General features: G+C 57.4%; 27 protein-coding genes and 1 tRNA gene. 18 read left to right on the top strand and 10 right to left on the bottom strand.

Going from position 1 to position 20,254, the window contains the following annotated elements; all coding sequences use genetic code 11:
* Window positions 1-84: 84 nt before the first annotated feature.
* The 6 genes from AC1MDT_RS04380 (at window position 85) to AC1MDT_RS04355 (ending at window position 3,220) form a co-directional block, all read left to right on the top strand.
* The gene (locus AC1MDT_RS04380) at window positions 85-597 is read left to right on the top strand and encodes a hypothetical protein (RefSeq protein WP_480420862.1); all 513 of its coding nucleotides are present in this window, start codon (window positions 85-87) and stop codon (window positions 595-597) included.
* 226 nt (window positions 598-823) lie between these two features.
* Window positions 824-1,267, top strand: a complete 444-nt coding sequence (locus AC1MDT_RS04375) for a potassium channel family protein (RefSeq protein ID WP_480420861.1) — start codon at window positions 824-826, stop codon at window positions 1,265-1,267.
* A 165-nt stretch (window positions 1,268-1,432) separates the two neighbouring features.
* A complete protein-coding gene (locus AC1MDT_RS04370; protein WP_480420860.1) occupies window positions 1,433-1,936 on the top strand; it encodes a GNAT family N-acetyltransferase in 504 nt (167 codons plus the stop codon).
* A gap of 143 nt (window positions 1,937-2,079) precedes the next feature.
* Window positions 2,080-2,232: a hypothetical protein gene (locus AC1MDT_RS04365; protein ID WP_480420859.1), complete on the top strand. Its 153-nt coding sequence runs from the start codon at window positions 2,080-2,082 to the stop codon at window positions 2,230-2,232.
* Window positions 2,233-2,453: 221 nt separating this feature from the next.
* Window positions 2,454-2,783: a hypothetical protein gene (locus tag AC1MDT_RS04360; protein WP_480420858.1), complete on the top strand. Its 330-nt coding sequence runs from the start codon at window positions 2,454-2,456 to the stop codon at window positions 2,781-2,783.
* Window positions 2,784-2,917: 134 nt separating this feature from the next.
* Window positions 2,918-3,220, top strand: coding sequence for a hypothetical protein (locus AC1MDT_RS04355; RefSeq protein WP_480420857.1), 303 nt, complete (start codon window positions 2,918-2,920; stop codon window positions 3,218-3,220).
* Here the strand turns inward: AC1MDT_RS04355 and cynR are convergent.
* Window positions 3,206-4,093 (bottom strand): transcriptional regulator CynR, encoded by an 888-nt coding sequence (gene cynR / locus AC1MDT_RS04350; RefSeq protein WP_480420856.1) that lies wholly within the window; start codon window positions 4,091-4,093, stop codon window positions 3,206-3,208. The two genes, AC1MDT_RS04355 and cynR, sit on opposite strands and share 15 nt — an antisense overlap.
* 121 nt (window positions 4,094-4,214) lie before the next feature.
* Here cynR and cynS point away from each other — a divergent pair, with 121 nt between their 5' ends.
* From cynS to AC1MDT_RS04325, 5 genes are all read left to right on the top strand, one after another.
* On the top strand, window positions 4,215-4,682 hold the full coding sequence (gene cynS, locus AC1MDT_RS04345) for a cyanase (RefSeq protein WP_480420855.1): 468 nt from the start codon (window positions 4,215-4,217) through the stop codon (window positions 4,680-4,682).
* Between the two features lie 194 nt (window positions 4,683-4,876).
* Window positions 4,877-5,536: a carbonic anhydrase gene (locus tag AC1MDT_RS04340; RefSeq protein ID WP_480420854.1), complete on the top strand. Its 660-nt coding sequence runs from the start codon at window positions 4,877-4,879 to the stop codon at window positions 5,534-5,536.
* 259 nt (window positions 5,537-5,795) lie between these two features.
* Window positions 5,796-5,882 (top strand): HvfA family oxazolone/thioamide-modified RiPP metallophore, encoded by an 87-nt coding sequence (locus AC1MDT_RS04335; protein WP_480422703.1) that lies wholly within the window; start codon window positions 5,796-5,798, stop codon window positions 5,880-5,882.
* Complete coding sequence (locus AC1MDT_RS04330; protein ID WP_480420853.1) at window positions 5,851-6,258, top strand: HvfX family Cu-binding RiPP maturation protein; 408 nt, start codon at window positions 5,851-5,853, stop codon at window positions 6,256-6,258. The genes AC1MDT_RS04335 and AC1MDT_RS04330 overlap by 32 nt, the downstream gene beginning before the upstream one ends.
* A gap of 54 nt (window positions 6,259-6,312) precedes the next feature.
* Complete coding sequence (locus AC1MDT_RS04325) at window positions 6,313-7,011, top strand: dienelactone hydrolase family protein (protein WP_480420852.1); 699 nt, start codon at window positions 6,313-6,315, stop codon at window positions 7,009-7,011.
* A 145-nt stretch (window positions 7,012-7,156) separates the two neighbouring features.
* On the opposite strand, the gene AC1MDT_RS04320 is transcribed toward AC1MDT_RS04325, so the two are convergent.
* Window positions 7,157-7,777 carry a cell wall hydrolase gene (locus AC1MDT_RS04320; RefSeq protein ID WP_480420851.1) on the bottom strand — a complete coding sequence of 207 codons (621 nt, stop codon included), beginning with the start codon at window positions 7,775-7,777 and terminating at the stop codon, window positions 7,157-7,159.
* A 201-nt stretch (window positions 7,778-7,978) separates the two neighbouring features.
* Between AC1MDT_RS04320 and AC1MDT_RS04315 the strand changes: the two genes are divergently transcribed.
* The 3 genes from AC1MDT_RS04315 (at window position 7,979) to AC1MDT_RS04305 (ending at window position 10,910) form a co-directional block, all read left to right on the top strand.
* Window positions 7,979-8,830, top strand: coding sequence for a CAP domain-containing protein (locus tag AC1MDT_RS04315; protein ID WP_480420850.1), 852 nt, complete (start codon window positions 7,979-7,981; stop codon window positions 8,828-8,830).
* Window positions 8,831-9,894: 1,064 nt separating this feature from the next.
* Complete coding sequence (locus AC1MDT_RS04310; protein WP_480420849.1) at window positions 9,895-10,701, top strand: DUF2092 domain-containing protein; 807 nt, start codon at window positions 9,895-9,897, stop codon at window positions 10,699-10,701.
* Complete coding sequence (locus AC1MDT_RS04305; RefSeq protein ID WP_480420848.1) at window positions 10,698-10,910, top strand: hypothetical protein; 213 nt, start codon at window positions 10,698-10,700, stop codon at window positions 10,908-10,910. Before AC1MDT_RS04310 ends, AC1MDT_RS04305 begins: the two co-directional genes overlap by 4 nt.
* A 271-nt stretch (window positions 10,911-11,181) precedes the next feature.
* Here AC1MDT_RS04305 and AC1MDT_RS04300 read toward each other — a convergent pair.
* Window positions 11,182-11,256 (bottom strand) — tRNA-Gln (locus tag AC1MDT_RS04300).
* A gap of 243 nt (window positions 11,257-11,499) precedes the next feature.
* Between AC1MDT_RS04300 and AC1MDT_RS04295 the strand changes: the two genes are divergently transcribed.
* Window positions 11,500-11,883 (top strand): hypothetical protein, encoded by a 384-nt coding sequence (locus AC1MDT_RS04295; protein WP_480420847.1) that lies wholly within the window; start codon window positions 11,500-11,502, stop codon window positions 11,881-11,883.
* On the opposite strand, the gene AC1MDT_RS04290 is transcribed toward AC1MDT_RS04295, so the two are convergent.
* The 4 genes from AC1MDT_RS04290 to AC1MDT_RS04275 are packed head-to-tail and all read right to left on the bottom strand — an operon-like array spanning window position 11,869 to window position 15,061.
* The gene (locus tag AC1MDT_RS04290; protein ID WP_480420846.1) at window positions 11,869-12,000 is read right to left on the bottom strand and encodes a hypothetical protein; all 132 of its coding nucleotides are present in this window, start codon (window positions 11,998-12,000) and stop codon (window positions 11,869-11,871) included. The two genes, AC1MDT_RS04295 and AC1MDT_RS04290, sit on opposite strands and share 15 nt — an antisense overlap.
* Window positions 11,997-13,094, bottom strand: a complete 1,098-nt coding sequence (locus AC1MDT_RS04285; RefSeq protein ID WP_480420845.1) for an extracellular solute-binding protein — start codon at window positions 13,092-13,094, stop codon at window positions 11,997-11,999. The genes AC1MDT_RS04290 and AC1MDT_RS04285 overlap by 4 nt, the downstream gene beginning before the upstream one ends.
* A gap of 1 nt (window position 13,095) precedes the next feature.
* Window positions 13,096-14,004, bottom strand: coding sequence for an N-carbamoylputrescine amidase (gene aguB, locus AC1MDT_RS04280; RefSeq protein ID WP_480420844.1), 909 nt, complete (start codon window positions 14,002-14,004; stop codon window positions 13,096-13,098).
* A 4-nt stretch (window positions 14,005-14,008) separates the two neighbouring features.
* Window positions 14,009-15,061, bottom strand: coding sequence for an agmatine deiminase family protein (locus tag AC1MDT_RS04275; RefSeq protein ID WP_480422701.1), 1,053 nt, complete (start codon window positions 15,059-15,061; stop codon window positions 14,009-14,011).
* A 145-nt stretch (window positions 15,062-15,206) separates the two neighbouring features.
* On the opposite strand from AC1MDT_RS04275, the gene AC1MDT_RS04270 reads away from it, so the two are divergent.
* Window positions 15,207-16,079, top strand: coding sequence for a LysR substrate-binding domain-containing protein (locus AC1MDT_RS04270; RefSeq protein ID WP_480420843.1), 873 nt, complete (start codon window positions 15,207-15,209; stop codon window positions 16,077-16,079).
* On the opposite strand, the gene AC1MDT_RS04265 is transcribed toward AC1MDT_RS04270, so the two are convergent.
* Together AC1MDT_RS04265 and AC1MDT_RS04260 are read right to left on the bottom strand one after the other, a co-directional pair.
* Window positions 16,072-17,085, bottom strand: coding sequence for a GlxA family transcriptional regulator (locus tag AC1MDT_RS04265; RefSeq protein WP_480420842.1), 1,014 nt, complete (start codon window positions 17,083-17,085; stop codon window positions 16,072-16,074). The genes AC1MDT_RS04270 and AC1MDT_RS04265 overlap by 8 nt on opposite strands.
* Window positions 17,086-17,174: 89 nt before the next feature.
* Complete coding sequence (locus AC1MDT_RS04260; protein WP_480420841.1) at window positions 17,175-17,744, bottom strand: nucleotidyltransferase family protein; 570 nt, start codon at window positions 17,742-17,744, stop codon at window positions 17,175-17,177.
* A gap of 167 nt (window positions 17,745-17,911) precedes the next feature.
* Between AC1MDT_RS04260 and AC1MDT_RS04255 the strand changes: the two genes are divergently transcribed.
* A complete protein-coding gene (locus tag AC1MDT_RS04255) occupies window positions 17,912-18,337 on the top strand; it encodes a hypothetical protein (RefSeq protein WP_480420840.1) in 426 nt (141 codons plus the stop codon).
* Window positions 18,338-18,361: 24 nt separating this feature from the next.
* Here the strand turns inward: AC1MDT_RS04255 and AC1MDT_RS04250 are convergent, their stop codons facing one another.
* Window positions 18,362-18,742 carry a RidA family protein gene (locus AC1MDT_RS04250; protein WP_480420839.1) on the bottom strand — a complete coding sequence of 127 codons (381 nt, stop codon included), beginning with the start codon at window positions 18,740-18,742 and terminating at the stop codon, window positions 18,362-18,364.
* A gap of 192 nt (window positions 18,743-18,934) precedes the next feature.
* On the opposite strand from AC1MDT_RS04250, the gene AC1MDT_RS04245 reads away from it, so the two are divergent.
* Complete coding sequence (locus AC1MDT_RS04245) at window positions 18,935-20,245, top strand: flavin-containing monooxygenase (protein ID WP_480420838.1); 1,311 nt, start codon at window positions 18,935-18,937, stop codon at window positions 20,243-20,245.
* Window positions 20,246-20,254: the final 9 nt, after the last annotated feature.

Raw genomic sequence — 20,254 nt, 5'->3', positions numbered from 1 at the left:
TGGTACGGCCTGTGCTAACCGTATGTTCGCAGACCAAGTCCTCGCTTATCATGCTGACCCTCTCTCAGCCTTGCGATTGCGCCAATGCCCCTGCTTCTAAAATTCTTCCCCCTGCTGGCGCTAATCGTCCTGCTGCCAGTCATGGCCAAACGCCTAAAAAACTATCGCCAGTTCACCCTGGGCGTTGCGACGTTGGCGATCGGCCTAGTGCTGACCAGCATGATCGGCACCACAACCGAAATGTTGCTGCCGGGCATTACCGGCATAGTTGTTGGCGCAATTGCCGGCGCGTTGCTTGGGAAGCTTGTGTTTGCAGTGCTCCGCAGTATTGGTATCGTCGCAGGCGGTGAGAATGCTTTTGGTCTGTGGAAGCTGATCGTTGGCGGTAGTCTGGTTGGTGTGATCACTGGCACCACCAGCCTCATGCTTGGTGGCTTTGGGATTCAGGCCACGTACTTTTTCCTGGTCAGCCCGTTCATTTGGGTACCCATCATCCTCGCGTCCATTGTCCTCATGCGCCGGGTGCTTCAGCAGCAACACCCAGCGCCGACCGCTATGTCCAAGGCGTTTCCAGGCTCAGCACTGAAGAAGCACTAGGACATGTCCTATCACCGCTTTACCGGTGGCCAAATCCGTCTCACTTCTGCTGTGCGTCCGCGGGTTTACGCGTCCTGGCTGCCTGCTCGTCAATCAACTAGAGTGAAGTGAAAGCTCTTGCAACAACCACCGGGTGCCTGGATCGACGTGCTGAAAGTACCGCAGTAGTGCATGGCCTCAAGGTCATCCAGGGGCCACATCGGCCTGAACTCCTTGAGGAACACCGATGTCTTCAAACATCCTTTTCGCTTGGGGGCTGGCGGCCAGTACGGTAATCGTACATGCCATGGGTATGGCTCTGATGCTGAGGGCTCTGGATCGCTGGGCAAGGACGCATCCGACGACGCTCTGGGCCATTAGCTGGCGGTTGGCCTGGGTGGCCTGTTACCTGCTCTTGCTCCATCTGGTAGAAATTTCGATCTGGGCAGCGTTTTACCTGTGGCAAAAGTGTCAGCCCGATCTCGAAACGGCCTTCTACTTCTCCGGTGTGACTTACGCGACGATTGGTTACGGAGAGGTGGTGATGGTAAAACCATGGCGGTTGCTCGCGCCGATCGAGGGCTTGACCGGCATCCTCATGTGCGGTTTATCCACTGGCATCTTCTTCGCGATGGTTAACCACATTTACCAGATGGCCCGCACGGAAACCGACAGCGATCACAAGTCCTGATGGATTTTTAGTGACTGGCACTCCTCGTTTCAAGGTGAATTGCGCATGCTTCTCCGATGTGCCCCACAAATACTACGGCAAAGCGTAAGGTCCCTTCGAATGGACGAGCGAGTCTAGAGTGGGGCTATTCACTGAGTAGTCCCGCTTGAACAGGAGCCCGTCAGCATGCCTTCGATAGCACTGCACGCCGCCCAGCGCGACGAGTGGGAAACGATTGAAAACCTGATGCAGTTCTATGTGTACGACTTAAGCGAGTGGTTGCCGCTGACACTGGCTGAACATGGTTTTTTCAAGGTCCAGCCCGAACCCGGTTACTGGCGCCACCCCGCGACCCAGCCTTTTCTGATCCGCGTCGATGGCGAGCTCGCCGGCTTTGTGACCGTGGATGACGACACCCACCTGGACGGTGCCGAACACAACATCGGCTACCTGTTTGTCACTCGACGCTTTCGTGGCCAAGGTGTCGGGAAGTTTGTCGTGTCTGCCCTCTTGAGCCGCATCCCCGGTCAATGGCAAATTTTCTACATCGATGCGAACCTGCCTGCGCGGCGGTTCTGGGCCCGGGTCATGCCCGAACTGGTCGGTATCGAGTGCTCTGTGCATCAGCGTAAGGTGGACGGTTATCCGTGTACCTTCTACCGCTTCCAGGCCCCGCCCCCTTTGGCCTGACCAATGCTTCCCCGTCCTTTTCTAATTCAAAACGGCTTTGTCGGACAATATGTAGTGACTTAAAATATTCACTACAAAACCGTTGACGCCTCCGATTTGCCCTTGCATGATGCAGACATCTCCCCGATCGGGAGTACAGCAACATGTTTGAGCAAGCTCGTCTGACCGCCGAGCTGTTTTCCCCGGATACACGCTGCCCACAAGGCAGATTGAAGAAGCTGACCTGGCCCGAACGTCCAGTACAAGGACGAGAAGCGCTGGCGATCAATCCTCATGAAGCTTGTGGCCGACTCTGAAAAGTCGGCAGTGGCCTCCAGGTTTTCGCTGCTTCTCTTCGTTGTGACGCTATTGCGTAGCAGCTATTCAACAAGACTACATGCAACAGATGCGGGACCTCGCCAATTTGGCGGTTGAACGCTGACGTCCTGGTTTCGGTGCCAGGGATCAACTAACCGATGGGCTACTTGTATTAGCGAATCAACTTTGAAAGATCACCAAATGGTCAAGGGGCATTACTATGAATCTGAACAATCAACCTACTATCGAAGAACTGGCTCGTATGTTCGCTGCCCAAAAAGACAGCCATGACAGCCATATTCTGTGGATCAGCAAGTCGGGCCAGGTTCATATCGACTGCCTGTCGCCTCACGCCCATGAAGCGGAGTTCGACAGGTATAACCAGCACCTGCTCGCCCGACTGAAGATGTACCGTCGCGGCCAGGGCTACGTCGGCAAGAAAGCCGCGGCCGACAAGGACTTCATCGGTAATGTTCTGCAAACGCTGAAACAGGCGTGGGCATCGATGCAGAACCACAACGAAGTTCGGGTGATTGACCGGTTCTACTGATTGCTCAATGGGGGTTTGATCCCTCCCAATAAAAAAGGCCCCGCTCATCACATCGAGCGGGGCCTTTTTGTTTTTCTCGTGCTCATCAAACATAGCTATCGTTAAGTCTATCCACCGACCATTGGAGGCTAACGATGAAAAGTACCCTGATGTCCATGCTGTTGTTGGCACTGGTGAATGTTGCCTATGCAAACAGTACACCCGACATGCCCGCCTTCGATGTCGACTGCCCCGGAAAAATCCCCGTCCACGCGGATCAGGACGGGCCGGTGTTGATCAACGGCAAAGAAGCCGAGAGCAAAGCCATCGACGATCACCACTTCGAAGCCAAAGGACAAGGCCTCACGCTGTCGATCGTCCTCGACAATGACGACTCAGTGACCGTGACCCCCATTGGCAAGACACCCACTAACCCGTGCCTGTCAGTGGATGACTGATTTCGCTCCCAGCACCAGGTCCATAAAGGCCAGTGACGCCGCGCTGTGATAATTGTTTTTGCGCCGCAACAGAGCGGCGCCGCGCTTGGGCGCCTTTCCCAGCAGCGGAATTTTGCGCAACGCGCGGTCCTGGGTGGCGATGGCTTCCGGAAGAATAGTGGCGATGGCCGTGTGCCGGATGACTTCCAGCAAGGTGTTCACCGAGTTGACCTCAATCACTACCTTCGGCGTGATCTGCACCTGGGCAAAGAACTCATCGATGCGGGTGCGGGTGACGAAGTCCTGGGCCAGCAGCGCAAACTCCAACGGCGCCAGGTCCTCGGCGGACAACCCGCTGTTGCTTTCATAGAGCGGATGATCGCGCCCGACCATGACCCCCAACGTCTCGGTAAACGCCGGGATCGATTCGATGTCGGCATTGCGCACCTGGGAAAACGCAATGGCGATGTCCAGTGAGTCATCCGCCAACCTGGCCTCGATGTCATCCATCGACAACTCGAAAATCTGCAGTTGGATGTTCGGAAACCGCGCCACGTAATCGCGTACCAACGGTCCCACCAGGTACGCCATGAATGTCGGCGTCATGGCCAGCCGCAACGAACCCCGGGACAAGTCCTTCACGTCATGCAACGCGCGCTTGCCGGCGGCCAGTTCCACCAACACCCGTCGGGCGCACTCGATGTAGGCCTCGCCAGCATCGGTGGGTTTGACCGTGCGCGAGGTTCGGTCGAAAAGGCTGACGCCCAGGGTGTCTTCCAGTTGCCGGATCTGTTGGGACAAGGTCGGCTGGGAGACGTGCAGCGCCTCGGCGGCGCGGGTGAAACCGCCGTGGTCGGCGACCGCCAGCAAATAGCGCAGATGTCGGAGCAGCATGGGGGTCACCATCTATAGGCAGTACTTATGCGTTGCATTGTATATCGGTCTTGGACGCTATGGATCAATCGGCAGAAGATTGCTCCACACCCAAGCGTACCCACCCGATAGGAGCAACCCCATGCAACAGTCCCACGCTTACAACGACCCAAGCCTGGTCCTGACCACATCGATCCTCGATGCCAAGGCGCGCAAAAACCTGTCCTGGCAGGACCTGACCGACGGCACCGGCCTGGGTCTGGCCTACGTCACTGCGGCCCTGCTCGGTCAGCACCCCTTGCCGGAAAGCGCCGCCAAAGTGATTGGCGAGAAACTCGACCTGGACGCCGACGCCGTGGCCCGTCTGCAGATCATTCCGCTGCGCGGCAGTCTCTCGGGTGTCCCGACCGACCCGACCATCTACCGTTTCTACGAGATGATCCAGATCTACGGCACCACCCTCAAAGCCCTGGTTCATGAGCAATTCGGCGACGGCATCATCAGCGCGATCAACTTCAAGCTCGACATGAAGAAAGTCGAAGACCCGGAAGGCGGCTCCCGCGCCGTGATCACCCTCGACGGCAAGTTCCTGCCACTGCGTCCTTTCTAAGCAGATACCGGCCGCTAAAGCTGTAGCAGCTGCCGAGCCCTGTAGGAGCGAGCTCGCTCGCGAAGGAGGTTAACGAAAACGCGTTCTTCCTGAACAAACGCGTTGCCCTCAAGTTCTTCGCGAGCGAGCTCGCTCCTACAGGGCTCGGCAGCTGCTACGGGAACATCATTTGAATCACGTATAAGGAAGACACCATGAAAGCGCTCATCGACGGTTTTTTGAAGTTCCAGACGGAAGCCTTCCCACAACGCACCGACCTGTTTAAACACCTCGCCACCACGCAACACCCTGGCACGCTGTTCATCACCTGTTCCGACAGCCGTGTCGTGCCGGAACTGCTGACCCAGCAAGAACCCGGTGAACTGTTTGTGATCCGCAACGCCGGCAATATCGTGCCGTCCTACAGCCCGCATCCGGGCGGTGTATCGGCCACCGTCGAGTATGCAGTCGCGGTACTGGGCGTCACCGACATCGTGATCTGCGGCCATTCGGACTGCGGCGCCATGACCGCTGTCGCCCAGTGCAAATGCATGGACCACCTGCCCGCCGTCAGCGGCTGGTTGCAACACGCGGAGTCGGCGAAAGTCATCAATGAGTCCCGTCCTCACGCCAATGACGCGGCAAAAGTGAGTTCGATGGTCCGGGAAAATGTGATCGCCCAACTGGCCAACATTCAGACCCACCCTAGTGTGCGACTGGCTCAGGAAAAAGGGCTATTGAACCTGCATGGCTGGGTTTACGACATCGAAACCGGTTCGGTCGATGCGCTGGACGCCAACAGTCGCAGTTTCAAGTCGTTGGCTGAGTACCCGAACACCTGTGCCGTTTACAGCAAAACCATTGAAGCTGCGTAATCCACAGCTCGCGCTTGGCGTAACCCGCCTTTCCCCCAATTCAATGAAATGACACCAGTCCCTGTGGGAGCGAGCCTGCTCGCGATAGCGGACTGCAAGTCAATATTAATGTTGACTGGCAGTCCGCTATCGCGAGCAGGCTCGCTCCCACAGTTTATTTGTGTCGGACGTATCAAAGTGTGTACAGCCCCGCTTCTGAAACACCGCCCCAATAAAACCCCACGCCAAAGACACATCGCAGATACACCCCCTTGATGAAATGTGCCTGTCGATTGGCCAAGCCGATACGGCGGAAAAAGCGGCTGAAGGCAAATGTGGCGAAGGCAAGTGCGGCACCGGGCAGTGAAAACTGGTTCGCCAACATCCAGGACCGCTTCCCGTTTCCGTTCGACCCTGTGTCGGCGACGCTGAACTGGGAACTGTCGATGTGGGCCGAGTTGATTTACGCCCTCGCCATCCTGGTGGGTTTTGGCACGCGAATGTCGGCCATTGTTCTGATCGTGGTCACCGTTGTTGCCACGGCTGCCGTTCACTGGCCGGCCGATTGGTCTACATTGAGTGAGCTTGCCCAAGGTTACGCCATCAGCAACAAGGGCCACGGCAACTTCAAACTGCCGCTGATCTATCTCGCCGCCCTGATGCCATTGTTGCTCTCGGGTGCCGGCAAGCTGAGCCTGGATACGCTGCTGGCGCAATTCTTCTGGCACCGTAACAATCGTTGAAATGTTACCGTAGCAAGCTTCATCCCCACCTCACTTGCGTAGACAGGAGCCACCATGGCCGTGACCACCCAATGGATCGAAATCGACAGCGCCGAAGGTAAATTCGGCGCTTACCTGGCGATTCCTCATACCCAAAAAGGTCCGGGGATCGTGTTGATCCAGGAGATCTTCGGCGTCAACGAGCACATCCGCTCTGTCGCCGAGCAATACGCCGCCGACGGCTATCTGGTGATTGCACCGGACCTGTTCTGGCGCAACGGCCACCGCATCGAACTGGGCTACGACGAAGCCGGCTGGAAACGCGCGGTCGAGCTGATGAATGCCACCGACATCAAAAAAGCGCAGCTCGACATCGAACTGGCCATCGACGCCCTGAAAGCTCATCCGGGTCTGGACGGCGGGATCGCGTCCATCGGTTATTGCTTTGGCGGCTTGCTCTCGTACCACACCGCCGCCAATGGCCTGGTGGACGTGGCGATCGCCTATTACGGCGGCGGGATCCAGAATCAACTGGATCGGGCCGATGAAATCCAAGTGCCGCTGCTGATGCACTTCGGTGAACAGGACAGCCACATTTCATTGGACGCCGTGGAGAAAATCGCCGAGCGTTTCGACACCAACGATAACGTCGAAATTGTCGTCTATCCGGAAGCCGAGCATGGCTTCAACTGCTCGCATCGCGACAGCTACAACCAACGCGCAGCGGCTGAAGCCCACGGCAATACGCTGATCTTTTTGGGCATGGAAATGTAAGGCCCGGCCCCAACGCCAAAGGCACCTTCATCAAACGATGAAGGTGCCTTTTTTTATGGCGGCGCTTACATGAGCAAGGCCATGCAGTAGATCGCATCGTCTGCCGTGCCGTTGGCTATCCGAAGTGTTCGCGAAATACAGACGCCTACTTCGCAGCCCCCTCATGCGGCTTATAGAAGAGAAATTTGCGGGTCTCGGCGGTCTTGATGTATTTTTTGGCCCAATCGGGTTTCACATGGCGGTCATGGAAATACATGGCGCCATGGGTTCGGTCGCTCAGTTGTTTGTTGAGTGCTTTGCGGGCGATTTCCTTGGCAATCACGTATTGGGATTCTTCCTGGGCTTGATCGGAACGCCCGTCACACCACCACGAAAACTGGCAGCTCTTTTTCTCGGAGCCTTGCTTGACCACGCCGCACACTGTATCCGGAAAGCCCTCATGACCCAGTCGGTTCATGACCACGTTGGCGACGGCTTCCATGTCTGCCGTCCCCCCCCCTTTGGCTTCCCAGTAAATGGAACGAGCCAGGCAGGTGATTGCCTCGTCCATCGGCGCTTTTCCTGCCGGATCGACTGCCTGCACTTCGGAGGTTGTGATAGTTTCGGCCTTGGGTACCGGCACGTCGCTGCCTTTCTCCGCGGCTTTCTGCTCCAGGACCTGGGCCTTGTCTACGGCCACTTCTTTTTTTTGTTCCTCGTTATCCGCCATCACGTGACCGGTGAGAAGGGTTAATACAAGGCAAGTTGCTGTCCAGATAAATCGCATGATCGACCCTTCTGAGTTAACCGCGTTTGAAACTCTAAATGTCGACGCTGTCGCGCGTCTTATTGGCGATCTGGCTTGATTGTAGTAGCCAGAATTCATTCCAACAGACGGCGAATAAACTGTATTTCGGCGCGAAAAGGCATTGCGTTCGCAGGGGGGGTATCGCGCATCATGGGCGCAGTCAGCCCAAGGGGAATTTCGATGCGTTTGATTTCATCCATTACACGTTTTGCCGCGTTGTCATTGGCGCTGTTATTCGCCGGGCAAACACTGGCGGCCGACGAAATGCAACTGATTGACTCGATCAACCTCTACCGCAGCCAGGTGCAGCGTTGCGCGGGTCAGCCTGCGGGAGAGTTGCCGCCGCTGGCGGGCGATCCACGTCTGGCGCTGTCCGCCACCAGTGTTGGCAATCTGCAGCAGGCCATGGCGAGCGCGGGGTATCCGATGGTCAACGTGCAGGCGATCAGCCTGTCCGGGCCGCGAGATGCGCCGGCGGCGATGAAAGCGATTCAGGAAAGTTTTTGCCAAGTGGTGCTGGACCCGCAATTCGTCGATGTTGGCGTCAGTCGGGAGGGGCGTGAGTGGCGTATTGTGCTGGCGCGTCCGTTGTTGAGCGCACGTCTGGGCGACACACAGGCTGAAGGGCAAAAGCTGCTGGCAGCGCTCAATATCGCCCGCAGCCAACCCCGTCAGTGCGGCACACAATCCTTCGCCGCGACTACGCCGCTGGCCTGGAACGCCATGCTGGCCACCGCAGCGGAGGGCCATTCACGGGCCATGGCCAACAATAACTTCTTTGATCACAAGGACCGCGAGGGTCGTACACCGGGTGACCGGGCTGAACTGGCGGGTTACATCGGCCAGCAGCTTGGCGAGAACATCGCCGCCGGACAAGACACCGTTGCCAAGGTGGTCAATGGTTGGCTGAACGGTCCGGGGCACTGCGCCAACCTGATGAACCCGCAGTTCCGGGAATTCGGGGCAGCGTATGCGGTGGATCCGAAGAGTGATGCGGGGATTTACTGGACGGCGATGTTTGGCACGCAGTGAGTGTCAGGTTGTCATCAATTTCCTTGATCCTTTAAATCATGAAGCCGAATTTTTTATTTTTTTCCGACCTGTTCAAGATGGCTGCACTTTTGATATCTCGGGGGAAACTTCATGAATCTCAATTTTGCGTTTGCGTGCATGATCGTGGTCTCGTTTGCGATCGCGTTAGTCCATAGCTGATTCACTGAGGAGTAGCCGCTTGGGCAACACGCCCTCGTCGGTTTCCCTGCGAGACGCTTGCGCTTCTGGCTCAAGCTCGGGTCATCGGATTCGGCGGCTGGCCTATGTTCGTCGGGTGTTTGGATCTTCGTTAGAAGCTGCGCAGGCAGACGCTTTGGGGTGTATATCCGGTTTTCTGGGTTGCACCCTTACGGCGGGGCACTTTGAAAAGCCTGTGCGGCCCAACCCAAAGTAACCAAACGCTCTTGCCCCGCCATTCGGTGCCTCGCTAAGGCTCGGCAGATCTGAAGACGAAGCAAGGCAAGGCAATGGCAAGATCAACAGCTTCGCGAGCAATGTAGGAGCGAGCCTGCTCCGGGCGGCGTTCCGACGATGAATTCGAAGGCAACGCATTTTTCCAGACAGCACGCGTTATCGTTCACGTCCATCGCGAGCAGGCTCGCTCCCACATAAAAGCAGATTGGTGTACATCCGCTTCTCACCACTCATCAGGCCGAGCGTTAGCTCGCCTTCAGCTTTTGATCTTGACGCACCGCCCCCTCACGCCCTGAGCCTCTCCGTCAACCTGTGGCCACCTCCATCGGCGCCTCTATCAACGTTGATCCGCGCCGCGTTAAAGCCTGCAAGTAAGCCTTTTCGTCATAGACGGTGCTCGTTTTCCAGCACCGATAGACGACTCTGACCCACTTAAAAGCGAGTGTCCCAATCCTTTGTGAAGGGCATTACGAAGAGACCACAGGCCACCTGATAAACCTTGTTATTAACCCAAGCAATGATTTACAGGTCAGATGAGTGGTCATTCAATAAGCGGCGAAATGCGGGTGACGGGACTAGCGTTATAAGTTCTCGCTGGTCCTCCAGCATTCTTGCAGTGGTGAACTTCCATGGAAAAGATCGCCCGAAAGCTGAGTGAGCTCTCTGCCCGCCTCGCTGGCGCGGGGTTGGCATTAGTTGTTGGATTGAGTAGCCCGATCGCCGCACATGCCGATGAGGCCGCTGCCAAAAGTCTGCTCAAGAACATGTCTGACTATATGTCAGCGCAAAAAAAAATATCGTTTAACTACGACACTGACTTTGACGTCGTCACCAAACAAAATCAGAAACTCGCACTGGCCGCATCCGGCACATTGGTCATCAACCGGCCAGACAAAATCCGCAATAACCGTTCGGGCGGATTTACCGACGTCGAGATGCTGTTCGATGGCAAGACCCTGACCCTGTTTGGCAAAAACGCTAACGCTTACACCCAGGTCGAGGTACCCGGAACGCTTGATCATTTGATTGATGAACTCAGGGATAAGTACAACCGACCGTTACCCGGCGCAGACCTGTTTGTGTCCAATCCTGAAGCAGAACTGATGGACGGTGTGAACGACATCAAGGATTTGGGCAGTGGTGTGATCGGCGGCGTGGAATGCGATCACCTGGCCTTTCGAACCAAGGACGTCGACTGGGAAATCTGGATCGCCCAAGGCGACCGCCCTTACCCTTGCCGCTATGTCATCACGTCTAAACAGGTGACCGGCGGGCCGCAGTACAGCATTCAGTTGCGGGACTGGAAAACCGGCGATGAAGTGGCCGCTGACGACTTCGCGTTCAATAATTCGACGAATGCCAAAAAAATCGAGCTCAAAGACCTTCCCAACGGAGACGACCTGCCGAAGAACTTTGTGCGAGGAAAACTCAAATGAACCTCTTGATGAAAACGGGTGGTTTGCTGGTGTTCGGGTTCGTCCTGATCGGCGCGCTTGAACTCGGCGAAACCCTGTCGGTCCCTGGCGTACACAGCGTTATTTCACCTGCCGAAGCGGTTGTCGGGCGCCCGCTCACACCAGTCAGTGTGGCCGGGACAGCACGGCGCACAGTGCGGCGTTGTGCGGTGGGGGTTTATAACTGCTAGAGGTCGACTCTCTGCCACCAAAAAATTGCCGTCTACTGACGAGTGGGCGGTTCTTTTTACTGACGGCAGCCAGTTGATCACCTGCTTCAAATCGGAGGTGTCGACGAAGACGTTGCTGATACGCAGATTTATGTCGGGCACATCGCGCCGTTCAGCGCGCAGCAGGGTACGGCTCAAGGTATTCGAGGATGTGTAGGGTATTTTTGCTGGAGAGTACAGCCACCGATTGGGTGTACTGCAAGTGGTGGGGCTGTCACCCACCGGCAGGAAATGGCAGGGGCGGCTGGATTCGAACCAACGCATGGCAGGATCAAAACCTGCTGCCTTACCGCTTGGCGACGCCCCTGTAACTTGCGCGGAAATTTATCAACTTTCGCGTCGTACGGGAAGCCCTACGCAAAATATTTTTTGTTTTAAAACAGCCACTTATCATTAATCACAGCGACACACAAGCCTCCAGGGCACTTTGAGCCGACCAGCGGAAGCCGAACCATCTACCCCCCTACTACGCTTTGCGCTCGACATCAAAAACCGGCCAAGCGGGTATTGAATACAAGTAAAGGCATTTCCAACAGCGGAGTGAAGTCACATGACACAGGTATTGTTCATCGGGCAAACGGTGGAAACCGTGGATTTCTCCGACCCGGCCTTACCCCCGGGTTTGACTGTCGAAAAGATACAAGCAGGCATAGCGATTGCCATGGCATCCATGGCGGATCGGGGATGGCAGGCTGACCTCTGTCTGGTCCCGCCCGACAAAACCGCCGGTCCCTTGCTGGAAAAACAGTTAGCTAGAAAGTCCTACAACTGCGTCGTCATCGGGGCAGGTATTCGCCTTCCGCCAAAGAGCTTGCCCCTGTTCGAAGTGGTTATTAACGCCGTGCATAAAGGCGCGCCCGACGCAGTCATTGCCTTCAACACGGGACCAGAGACAACCGCCGACTGCGCCGCTCGCTGGTTAAAACTGAACTAAGCCAACGGCTGGTGTCGGCGCAATGATCGCCACATTGATCACGAAGGTGTTGATGTAGCCGGCAGCGAAGTCAGGGCTGTCATATTTGAACGAGCGCTTGCGCGGTTTTGAAGTCATTTCGCAGTCGCCGTCTTGAACTTGGTCCAGGTCCGCATGCGTGCCCGCATATCCGACTGGGGAATGTCCTTGTCCGAAATCAATCGTGCATAGGTGGCCTCATCGAGGTAGATGTCCGGGTTGTTGCGCATGCTCGCATCCACGCTTGGACGCGCCTTGGCATTCGAGGTCGGGTAGCCGGTGAAGTTACTGATGGCGGCCATGTTCTCCGGCCGCATGACGAAGTTGATGAACGCATAGGCGTATTCCGGATGTTTGGCGTCGACCGGAATCGCCATGGTGTCCATCCACACCGTGGTGCCTTCTCGGGGAATGCGGTACTGGAACGTGGTTTTCTTGCCGGCGCTATCCGATGTCCGTTGCGCCTGGGTCATGTCGCCGCTGTAACCGAGTGACACGCACAGGTTGCCATTCACCAGATCGGTCACTGGCTGCGACTGGAACTTGCGAATGTACGGCCGCAGTTTCAACAGCAGCTCACTCGCTGCGGCCAGGTCCTCAGGCTTGGCGCTGCGTGGTTCGCGCCCCAGGTAATTGAGCACCACCGCCAGCACTTCATCCGGGGAATCAATCATCGAGATGCCGCAGTCGGCAAATTTGGCAGCCAGATCCGGTTTGAACAGCATGTCCAAGCTATTGACGGGCGCATCCGGCAGACGCTGTTTGATCTGTTCGGCATTGTACGTCAGACCGATAGTGCCCCAGGTGTAAGGGACGGTGGCCTGGCTCGAATGTTCATACTGTTTGCGCAGCGTCTGCAAGCCGGGCTCGATGTCAGCCATGGCGGTGAGTTTTGAGCGGTCCAGCGGCAGCAGGCTGCCGGCGCGCATCAAGCGCTCGGCAACGGTGTCGCCGGGAAAGATCAGGTCATACCCACTGCCGCCGGCCAGCATCTTGGCTTCCAGTGTTTCACTGCCATCCATGACGTCGTAGATCACCTTGATCCCGGTTTCGGCGGTGAATTGGGTCAACGTGTCTTCGGCGAAATAGTCGGCCCAGTTGTACAGCCTGAGGGTTTTCTCTTCGGCGTGCAGCGATGGCAAGGCCCAGGTCAGTGCCAAGGCACCGACCAACACTCTGTTGGCAATACGCATATCAAACTCCTTGAGTAGCCCAGCGTGAGTGAAGGTGACGACCGTCCTGACTTAACAGCGCCCCATACATCTCCGGGCGACGGTCGCGGTAGATGCCCCAGCTCAGGCGTTCTTCGCGAATCGCGTTCAAGTCCAGGCTGTGAACCAGCACGCCGGTACTGTCACGGCCTGCTTCGGCGAGCAATTTCCCCTTGTGGTTGCAGATAAACGACGAGCCGTAGAAGCTCATCTGCAAACTCGGATCGAGGGTCGCTGCCTCCCGCCCGACGCGATTGGCGGCCACCACCGGCAGAATGTTCGCGGCGGCATGACCACGCATGGTCATCTGCCAATGGTCACGGGAGTCCAGCGTTGCGCAGCCAGGCTCAGAGCCGATGGCCGTGGGAAACAGCAAGACTTCGGCACCCATCAACGCCAGGCAACGGGCGGTCTCGGGGAACCACTGATCCCAGCAGACCCCCACACCGATGCGTCCGAACGCCGTGTCCCACACACGGAAACCGGTATCGCCGGGGCTGAAATATTCCTTCTCCTGATAACCGATGGCGTTGGGAATATGGGTCTTGCGGTACACACCCAGCAGGCGTCCGTCGGCATCCGCCACACTCAAGGAATTGAAATAGGCATTGCCGGCCTTCTCGAACCAGCTCAGCGGCAGCACCACGCCCAACTCCTTGGCCAATGCGGCGAAGCGCTTGAGTACATGGCTGTCTCGGTATTCTTCGGCCAGCGCCAAGTGTTTATAGCTTTGTTCGATGCAGAAATATGGCGTGGCAAACAGCTCTTGCAGCAGGATGATTTGGGCGCCCTTGGCCGCCGCCTCTCGCACCAGCTGTTCGGCCTGATCGAGGTTATGTGGCAAGTGCCAGGTGCAAGGCATCTGGGTGGTGGCAATCGTCAACAAAGTCATGGCATCAACCCTCCACTGGCCAGACGGGCTGTTGCTGGGTGATGCAATGCACCCCGCCACCGCCATGGGCCAGATGATTGATTCGGACCGGCACCACTTCTCGCCCGGGGAAGGCCTGAGTCAGCACGTCGACAGCCGCCTGATCGGCCTCAATGCCATAAGCCGGCATGATGATCGCGTCGTTGGCGATGTAGAAGTTGGTGTACGAGGCACAGAACACTTCGGCGTCGGTGTCCACGGCATCGGTGGCTTCATACAGATCGATCAGTTCGAACGTGCGCCCTCGGGCATCGGTAGCCAGTTGCAGCGCACGGCGGTTTTCCCGGACCACTTCGGCATACACCGACTGCTTGTCGTGGGTCGCGTCGACCAGCAATACGCCGGGGCGTGCGAACGCGCAGACGCCATCGACATGGCCGTCCGTCATGTCGCCGGTCACGTGGTCCGGATCGCCCGGTAGCCAGATGGTTTTTTTTACGCCCAGCAGACGCGTGAAGATGTCTTCCATCTCCGCCTTGCTCATGCCCGGGTTGCGATTGGCATTGAGCAGTACCGATTCCGTGGTGATCAGCGTGCCCTCACCGTCGACATGAATCGCGCCGCCCTCGTTACTCAGCGGCGTGCCAAAACATTGCACACCGAGGTGATTGAGTGCGCGGCGCGCCAGGCTTTCGTCCAGGTCGTGCGCCGACTTCCCGCCCCACGCGTTGAAGCGCCAGCTCACCCCGGCCAACCCCTGTTGCGGGTGGCAGATGAAGCTCGGGCCGGAGTCACGGCACCAACTGTCGTTGACCGCCAACTCGATCAGTTCGATGTTGGCTCCGCACAGTGCCCTGGCACTCGCGACAGCAGACGGGTCGACCACCATTTTCACCGGTTCGAAACGGGCAATGGCGTTGGCCACCCGTGCGAAATCGGCCTGCACCAGCGGCAACGTCACGTGCCAACCCGACTCCCAAAGGGCCTGATTGTGCGGCCAGACCATCCAGGTCGCGGCGTGCTTTACCCACTCTGCCGGCATCCACCAGCCACTGTTTTGTCGTTCGTTTTGCTGCATGACATGCGGCATGATAAAAACCCTTTAGTTAAGCCATTGTGTTCAACAAAACTGCCTTAGCGGTCTTGGCATGCATGCTACGGCTGTAAAAACGGGCCAACAAACGATGGATTTAGTAGAAAAGTGATTAGAGGAACTTATCAGTATGCTCAAGCATTGGCCCCCGCTCAGCACCCTTCGCGGCTTTGAAGCGGCCGCTCGGCTGGGGAGTTTTCACAAGGCCGCCGACGAGTTGCACCTGACCCAGTCAGCCATCAGCCAGCAAATCCGCAGTCTTGAGGCGTACCTTGAACAGCCGTTGTTTTTTCGCAGTGGACGCAGTGTCAGCCTGACCGATGCCGGCCACGATTTGCTCAGCACCACCCAGGCGCTATTGCAGCAACTGGCCGTGGGCATTCGCCGCCTCGGGCAATACCAGAAACCCAACCAACTGGTGCTCAACACCACGCCGACGTTCGCCCGGCACTGGCTGCTGCCACGCCTTGGCGATTTTCGCCGTCAGCATCCAGAAGTTGATTTGTGGATTTTCAGCACCGACGAAGTCCCGGACATGACCACCCAGACCATCGACCTCTCGGTGCGCGATGACATCAGCTCCCAGGCCGAGTGCAGCTTCAAGGTGCTGCACGCAGACCGCCTCTACCCGGCCTGTCACCCGGATGTGCTGGCAATGCCCATCGAACAGCGCACCACCCTTCACGGCGAGCGGGAAATGGACTGGAGTCACTGGGCTGTGGAGGCTGGCATCGACGTCGGCCAGAAGGATCAGGGCCTGAACTTTTCCGATCCCGGCCTGCTGCTGGACGCTGCGTGCGCGGGGCTCGGCATCGCGCTGGTCAGCCAGTTGCTGAGTCAGCCAGCGCGCTCCAGCGGACTGTTGCACCCGTTGGTGGACGACACCATTCGCGGCCCGAGCTGGGCCTTGCTGACCCATCGCGACAGTGAAAACAATCCGTTGGCGCGAAGCTTTATCGAGTGGCTCCTGGGTAACCTGGACGCGACCGGAATGGCTATTTGACGAGTCGCGTTTCCTTGGACGGCCGGTAGCCAAAGTATGAGCTGTAGCACTTGCTGAAATGACTCGGCGACACAAAACCACACGCTACCAACACATCCACCTGGGACAGTTCGGTGTGTTGAAGTAGTCGCCGCGCCTCGGTAATCCGCAGCTCCATGTAATAGCGCTGCGGCGTCGTGCCCAGTTGCTCCTTGAACAAACGCTCGAGTTGTCGGCGTGAACGGCCGGCGTAGACCGCCAGTTGCTCAAGCTCCAGAGGTTCTTCAAGGTTGGCGTGCATCAGTTTCACCACCTCGCGCAGAGGTGCACTGACACAGATATTTTCAGTCGGTTTTATGCGCCGGTAGCGGGACTCCTCGAACGCCAGGATGTCCTCGATTCCCTCGACAAGGGCTTTGTCGTGCAAGCCTTTGATCCAGTCCAGCGCCATGTGGAATGCGCCTGACGGACTGGATGCCGTGAGCCGGTCTCGATCGATCACGTAGGGCTCACTGGTGACCTGCGCAGCCTTGGCAATTTCCGCGAGTGCGGGACGATGTTCGGGGTGAATCGCACAACGATAGCCATCCAGCAAGCCCGCGCTCCCCAGAAACCATGCACCATTCCACAATCCGGCCAGGCTGACGCCGTGGTCGGACGCATTTCTCAGCAAACCGATCAACTCATCCGTCGCCTTCAGCTCTGTCCTGTAGCCGCCACACACCACCAGCAGGTCCAGGTTCTGAATCGCTGAATAATCGATCCGGGCATCTGGCCGGATGATCAGTCCCAGATCGCTGACCACTTCTGCGTCATGCAAGCCGAACGTTCGGGAAGAGAACAGCCTGGGCCGTAGCAGGTTCGCGGTGACAATCGTATCCAGCGCTTGCGTAAACGCAGGCAGCGAAAAATGTTCGAGCAGCAAAAAGCCTGTCCGTGTCATTTGAACAGGCTCGTTGGGGTTCTCGTTCAGATAGCGAAGGTTCTTCCCCTTCATGCCTCCGCTAAATTGGCGTCTTTCGATCAATGCTCAGGCCACTCGTTTACGTTAACCAACCTATAGTTTGGCACATCGGAATTTCGCATTGCGCATCTACGTTCCGTGGATCAAATGAGTCAGTCTCCTTTTGGATAAAGGATCCTGAGCCATGGCCAGCGAGCCTGATAACTTTTCGCCTTTTGATCGAACAAGCAGGGTTGGGCATTTTTTGGGTTGATCCGAAGAATGCCTTGCTCGATGTCTGCCAGGCCATTGGGCGCATAGACTTCACCGGTTTCAGCATCCAGCCCGATGCATGTCCCCGCAATCAGGTAACGATCAATCCCGTCTTTAGCTGACTGGAGCTGAGGATAAGAAGTGCCAAACCGCTGACCGTACCAAAGGTGGACGCGAGCCTGATTCTTGATCTCAATATTAACGTCGATGTCATCAAAGAGGCGCTTAGCCGAGTTGATCACCTCATTCTCAGCCTCCCAGGACAGATCGGTATCGAAGTAAAAAACGTCGTAATCCTTGATACCCCAATCGGCCGGCTGCTGCGCCTGATGATTCCACACAGCCTGGAAAAGGCAGCCCGCCGTGAGCATGCATTGACTCAAACCGAGTGAAGGCAAGCGTGCGGTAATTTGAGCGTTGATGGGATTGGTCATTGCAATGCTGACCAGGTTTTCGACAGTCAATGTCATGTTCAGTCCTTTGTGAAAATTGGTATGAAGCGCCCATTGTGGCGAGGGGGCTCGCCCCGCGAGCATACCACTGGGCCCTTCAATTGAACCCGGCACCTCATTGCGTTTTCGAAACGCTATCAGCGCTGATTTTGATCAAGTGAAGCGCCACTGGAGAGGAAATCCCGATGAACAGTAGGCTGCTGCTTCTCATCGCCTGCCTGAGTCCTGCCCTGGTTTTCGCTGAAGGCTGTGACGTATTGACCCGCTCCGAAAGCCCGTCGGTGCCGGCCGTCGAATCCCATAGCTGCTATGAGTACGACGGCATGCCGGTGGGTTCCATCGATTGGTCGTGCAGCAATGAAAGCAAGGAAATGCTGACCAGCACCAAAAAGAAGGTCGAACAATGCGCCGACCATTATCAGGCCACCTGCGTTGCCACGATGACGCAAGAGTCGCTGGCCAACCCTCACTCCACCAGCAAGGACAAGAACGCCAAGTCGCTCAACATTCCCGACAATGCTCAGGTCACGACGTATTACTACGACGCCGAGCACTTGAGTCAGGCAAAGATTGATTGCGAGTCGGGCGGTGGTCACTGGAAGGCGAAGTAACGGCTAATGCCGCTTCACGCTCACTCAGCGCTTCGCTGCCATCGCGGTCACTTCCACACGCATGCCTTCGACCGCCAATGCCGCCACCCCCACTGCCGCGCGAACCGGCCATGGCTTGGCAAAGAAACGCTTATAAACCTCGTTGAACGCGGCGCGGTCGGCCATGTCGGTCAGGTAGATGGTCAGGTGCATGACCCGCTCCATGGAACTGCCGGCGCGTTCCAGGGCGACCTTCAACGCCTGCAACGTGCACTCGCTCTGCAGCGCGATGTCGCCCAGCTCCAGGCTGCCGTCGGCGCGAGTCGGGATCTGGGTGGAGACCAGAATGCCGCCGAAACCGGCGACGTCGGAGGAGATGGAATCGGCGTCAGGATCAGGAGTAAAAGCGATGTCTTGGTTTGCCATGGGGAACCCTTGGTTGAGGTGATAAAAAGTGCGGCCAGTTTACAGCCCCGCCGAATCAAACGCTCTGCATCAGTTATTTATACTCAAATGCCAGCTTAATAATATTTTACCGATACCAGGGTGATCCCTAGTCTTGAGCCCAAGAAATGGCAGGCCGTTAGCGACCTAACTCCAACTTCGAAGGGTATTGAGATGACCACTGAAAAAATAAAAACAGATACGCTGATTGTTGGCGCCGGTCAGGCTGGCGTGGCCATGAGTGAACACTTGAGCAAGCTTGGGGTGCCGCACCTGGTGCTGGAGCGCAACCGTATTGCCGAGCGCTGGCGCACCGGCCGCTGGGATTCGCTGGTCGCGAATGGCCCGGCCTGGCACGACCGGTTTCCCGGTCTTGAGTTTGACGATCTCAGCCCCGACGGCTTTGCCCCGAAAGAACGTGTCGCCGATTACTTCGAAGCCTACGCCAGGAAATTCAACGCCCCGATCCGCACTGGCGTGGATGTGCTGAAGGTGGAACGCAACATCGGCCGCCCTGGTTTCACCATCGAAACCTCTGAAGGCGTGATCGAGGCCAACCGCGTGGTGGCCGCCACCGGGCCTTTCCAGCGTCCGGTTATCCCGCCGATTGCACCGAAGGATCAGCCCTTCCTGCAGATCCACTCGGCCGACTACCGTAATCCGGCGCAACTGCCCGAAGGCGCGGTGCTGGTTGTCGGCGCAGGCTCCTCCGGCGTGCAAATCGCCGATGAATTGCAATGTGCAGGAAAGAAGGTTTACCTCTCCGTTGGCGCCCACGACCGCCCTCCTCGCGCCTATCGCAACCGTGATTTCTGCTGGTGGCTGGGCGTGCTCGGCGAATGGGATCAAGTGGCGATGAAGCCGGGCCGTGAACACGTCACCATCGCCGTGAGCGGTGCCCATGGCGGTCGCACGGTGGACTTCCGTGGGCTGGCGCATCGCGGGATGACGCTGGTCGGCCTGACCCAATCGTTCAACGCCGGCGTGGCGACCTTTCAGCCAAACCTGGCCGACAACCTGGCGCGCGGCGACGAGAACTACCTGGCACTGCTCAATGCCGCCGACGCCTACATCGAACGCAATGGCCTGGACCTGCCGGAAGAACCGGAAGCGCGCATTACCTTCCCGGACCCGGCCTGCGTGACGAACCCGATTCTGCAGCTCGACCTGGCCAAAGCCGGCGTGACCTCGATCATCTGGGCCACCGGTTTTGCCACCGATTACAGCTGGCTCAAGGTTAACGCCTTCGACGACAACGGCAAGCCGCAGCATCAGCGCGGTGTGTCGAATGAGCCCGGCGTGTATTTCCTCGGCCTGCCGTGGCAGTCCCGTCGCGGGTCATCGTTCATCTGGGGTGTTTGGCATGACGCCAAGTACGTGGCTGATCACATCGCCATCCAGCGTTCATACCTCGACTACCACGATGCGGCGCAGCGTCAGACTGAAACCGTTCCGCTCGCCCACAAAAACACTGTCAGCGCTTAAGTCATTGTT

Source organism: Pseudomonas sp. ASL7, from assembly GCF_056680375.1.
This window is presented reverse-complemented; position numbering and strand designations above follow the sequence as displayed.